Consider the following 3,496-nt stretch of genomic DNA (forward strand, 5'->3'; position numbering starts at 1 on the left):
CGAGGTGATGAACGCATCGGTGGTGAACTCTCCCGAGTCGATGGCTTCGCGGTCCTGGTGAGCCGTCTTCGCCATCAGTTCGGCCTTGCGGCGGTTGAGGCTGTCGACGTCGATCAGGACGCTGTCTTCCAGGCTGCGCAGGGCGAGTTCGGTGTCGGCGCCGAGCAGCTTCAGCGCCTCGACCACACCGGAGGCGGTGAGGTAGCCGACGGCCGGGGGCTCGGGGGCGGCGGCGTCGACGGGGCCGAGCGTGAAGTGGCCGATGGCGTGCTCTTCGTGCTGCGGACCGGCCTCATTGCACTTCTCGAGCGCGGCGGCCAGGGCCTTGAGGAGGTCCTGCTGCTGGTTGCGGTCCATGTCAGGCCACCGCCTTCACGACGAGGAAGGCGTCGGTGGCGAGGTCCATGACCACGGTGGCCGGGATGCCTTCGCGGCGGCGGTCGGCGGCGAACTCGTCAGCCGGCCAGCTGCCACGCGCGCCACCGGCGGGGAAGCGCTCGAGCACGCGGTCGTTGGGCTGCTTGGAGTCTTCGGCCGACGTAACCGGGTGGACGTTGTCCACGGGGTGCGATGCCCCTTTGGGGCCTTTCATGAGATCCTGCATGACGGATCTGACCTCCTGATTGAGCAGGTAGGGCGGTTCCAAGTCCCTTGCGGTGCTCCAACACCGCTCCGGACACGCGACCCCGGTCCGGCGAAAGCTGGGTCGGGGTCGTGCTGTATCTCCAGTAGACCACTGATATAGACTTGGGTCAACATCATGGGCCATGATGAAGAAGTGCCGAAGAAGGACGAGGAAGGGAGGACGCCGGAGATGGTGACGCTCGCGGAGATCGCGAGACGAGTCGAGCTGAGTAAGCAGCGCGTTCAGCAGCTCGCCCACAGAGACCCCGACTTCCCCATCCCCAAGGAGCAGTGGCAGAAGATCGGCCGCTACTACTTCCTCCCTTGGGAGCCGGTGAAGGCCTACTTCGAAGAGAGAAGCCCTGAGCACGGCGTGCACTTCGCGAAGCGTGAGGAGCGCCGACGTCAATCCGAGAAGGAGACTTAGTGCCACTTCCCCAGCCGTCCGAGGGCGCGATAGAGCACCCCGGTGTCGGGTCTGACGGGCAGACAGCGGTGTACAGGATCTGCGACCGCGAGGGGGCGCTCCTGTACGTCGGGATGGGCCGTAACCCCGCGGCCCGTTGGGCATCGCACTCGGAGCAGCACGAGTGGTGGCAACGAGCCGCGCGCTTCCGCGTTGAGTGGTTTGCGACGCGGAAGGAGGCCGCGGCAGCAGAGCTGGAAGCCATCCGGTCCGAGGACCCGGAGTGCAACATCTACGGGCGCCCCGGCTGGGGGGAGTACGTGTACTCGAAGTACATGCAGAAGCTCGGGATGGACTGGCAGCCTTCGTCAGGCCAGGAGGGAGATCGACATGTAACAGCGAGCCAGCGGAGCGAGTGATAGGGCTCCACGAAAGCGAACGGCCGACCGGTGTAGAGACCGGCCGACCGTCCTTGTAGTCGCTGACCTGCGAAATCGAGCGACCAGTGAACCGCCCCGTGAAAGAGAGGTTCGTAGTGAGAGTAGTCCCCTTCACGAGACTCGTGAAAAGTCCCCTGTACGAGGAAACGGAACGGTGACCGGCCGCGAGGGCGAACTGCCTCACGAGGTGACGTTCGCGTCCGGCGCCCGGCTGCTGGTGGAGCGCGGAATTGACCCGCACGCGACCGCCGACTCGGTCCGTCACATCGCTCGGAGCCGTAAGAACTGGCCGTTCGGAGAAGGCCGTGAGCACCCGTACAGCAGGGTCGCCAACGCGCGAACCATGAACGCCAAGGTGTTCCTGCGGTACTTCGAGGATCACCCTCCGAACCCGCGCGGCCGGGGCCGGGACAAGCAGCCACGGGCCAAGAAGACGACGTGATCGGTTTACGGGACTCGGGATCGCAGCCTCGAGTGTCCGGAAAGCACGAACGGCCGGGGAGTTCGCAGCTCCACCCGGCCGTCCAAGCAGTACAGCGGATCGCAGCCCGCTGACATAAGCAGCCACCTGCACAAGGAAGGCGCTCGTGACGAGAGTATCGCGAGTCTCACTAGTAGTCAGCACCAGCCCGGCCTGCTTGGCCGGTGAGGCGCTGTGATGCCCACTCCGCCGCCCAAGGAGCCGCACTACACGAAGGTCGGGGAGTGGGTCAGCGAGTGCGGTGCGAACGGCATGGAAGCTGCCGCCTACCAGCACCTGGCTAAGCGACTGAACCACGCCAGTGGATCGCGACTGGTGGACCCAAGCCGTGCCCGGCTGGCCGCTGACATCGGCTTGAAGAAGCCGGACGACGTTGACCCCTACCTGCGCGCGCTCGCGGTACTGGGAGCGGTCGTCATACATGCCAAGAAGGGTGTCCGCACGACTTACGAGCTTCCGCTGTGGCCGCCCGGCGGGTACGACGGGCCGCAGAACACTGTTGCGGCTGACCGGTGGCAGAAGAACGACCCGGAGGGCTACAAGGCTTGGCGCGCGAAGCGTCGGGCGATGGTCGAGGCGGCAGAGGCGCCGTACGCCGCGAAGAAGCGCGCTCGAGTCGCCAAGACCGCAGCCCGGAAGAAAGCCCGCCCCGCTGCCGACGTACCCGTTGCAACGGGTAGCTCTGTTGAAGGCGACGTACCCGTTGCAGCGGGTAGGTACCAACCCGTTGCAACGGGTAACCACCGACCCGTTGCAACGGGTACGAACCAGGACGGTCCAAACGACCAGACGAATATGGGTGACGGCCGTAGGCCAACCACCGGTAGTACGGCCGAAGGTGGGGGCGGCTCCGCCGCGTCGGGCAACACGGAACCCCTCCCCCACAAGGCTGCGCCCGGCAGCGTTCGTGCCGTACTCGAAACGATCCCCGCGCCGCTGGCCCGGCTGCTCGAGAAGGACTGGCCGCGCGGTCTGCCTACCGAGGTGACCGGGACGGTCGAGAAGGGCCTCACGACGGAGCAGCGGACGGTGAAGCAGCTCGGGGAGCGGATCGCTCGCCGCTGGCGGGCGTTCGGTTACGAAGACGCGCTCCTGAGCGCCGAGGGCATCGGTATCCGTACGGGCCTGGGTGTCCTCGAGGAGCTGCTGTCGCCGTCGAAGTGCCGGGGCAACAACCTCCACTGCGAGGACGGCGTCGACATCCGCGACGGGGCGATCTGCCCGCGCTGCGAGGAGCATCGGCAGGACCGTCGTCCCGCAGGAAGCGAGCCCGCCGGGCATCCGGAGGTCGACTCCCCCAAGGAGACGTACACGCCTCCTGCCTACGTTCCGGCTCCTCGGGAGTATCCCGAGGGCGAGGACGGCGTGGAGGCCTTCAGCGGGGACGTGGACCTGGACAAGCTGATGAGAGACGTCATTCGGGACCGCCCTCGGTTGCCCCGGTAAGGCGGTGCGGCTGTCCTCCCGGCAAATGAGGACAGACGCCGCCACGTTCGGGAGCGGGGCCTGTGCTGCGATACAGGCCCCGCCCGAAGCAGCCGGAAG

6 protein-coding genes are annotated in these 3,496 nt (G+C 66.7%); 4 read left to right on the forward strand and 2 right to left on the reverse strand.

Annotated elements, in window-relative coordinates:
* A partial coding sequence (locus tag ABD378_RS43590) for a hypothetical protein (RefSeq protein ID WP_344531003.1) occupies window positions 1–357 on the reverse strand: 357 nt, incomplete at its 3' end.
* Window position 358: 1 nt separating this feature from the next.
* The gene (locus tag ABD378_RS43595) at window positions 359–604 is read right to left on the reverse strand and encodes a hypothetical protein (protein ID WP_344531012.1); all 246 of its coding nucleotides are present in this window, start codon (window positions 602–604) and stop codon (window positions 359–361) included.
* A 174-nt stretch (window positions 605–778) separates the two neighbouring features.
* On the opposite strand from ABD378_RS43595, the gene ABD378_RS43600 reads away from it, so the two are divergent.
* The 4 genes from ABD378_RS43600 (at window position 779) to ABD378_RS43610 (ending at window position 3,397) form a co-directional block, all read left to right on the forward strand.
* Entirely contained in the window at window positions 779–1,051 is a 273-nt protein-coding gene (locus ABD378_RS43600; protein WP_344531005.1) for a hypothetical protein, read from the forward strand.
* Between the two features lie 68 nt (window positions 1,052–1,119).
* A complete protein-coding gene (locus tag ABD378_RS44305; protein WP_425583987.1) occupies window positions 1,120–1,449 on the forward strand; it encodes a GIY-YIG nuclease family protein in 330 nt (109 codons plus the stop codon).
* Between the two features lie 175 nt (window positions 1,450–1,624).
* A complete protein-coding gene (locus ABD378_RS43605) occupies window positions 1,625–1,912 on the forward strand; it encodes a hypothetical protein (RefSeq protein ID WP_344531007.1) in 288 nt (95 codons plus the stop codon).
* 216 nt (window positions 1,913–2,128) lie between these two features.
* Window positions 2,129–3,397 (forward strand): hypothetical protein, encoded by a 1,269-nt coding sequence (locus ABD378_RS43610; protein ID WP_344531009.1) that lies wholly within the window; start codon window positions 2,129–2,131, stop codon window positions 3,395–3,397.
* Window positions 3,398–3,496 lie beyond the last annotated feature (99 nt).

Source organism: Streptomyces rectiviolaceus (assembly GCF_039533825.1).
Classification (GTDB): Bacteria; Actinomycetota; Actinomycetes; order Streptomycetales; family Streptomycetaceae; genus Streptomyces; species Streptomyces rectiviolaceus.

Excerpts from the sequence above, each read along its gene's own strand:
- ABD378_RS43595 (WP_344531012.1), bottom strand. The coding sequence starts at position 604 with ATGCAGGATCTCATGAAAGGCCCCAAAGGGGCATCGCACCCCGTGGAC.
- ABD378_RS43610 (WP_344531009.1), top strand. The coding sequence starts at position 2,129 with ATGCCCACTCCGCCGCCCAAGGAGCCGCACTACACGAAGGTCGGGGAG.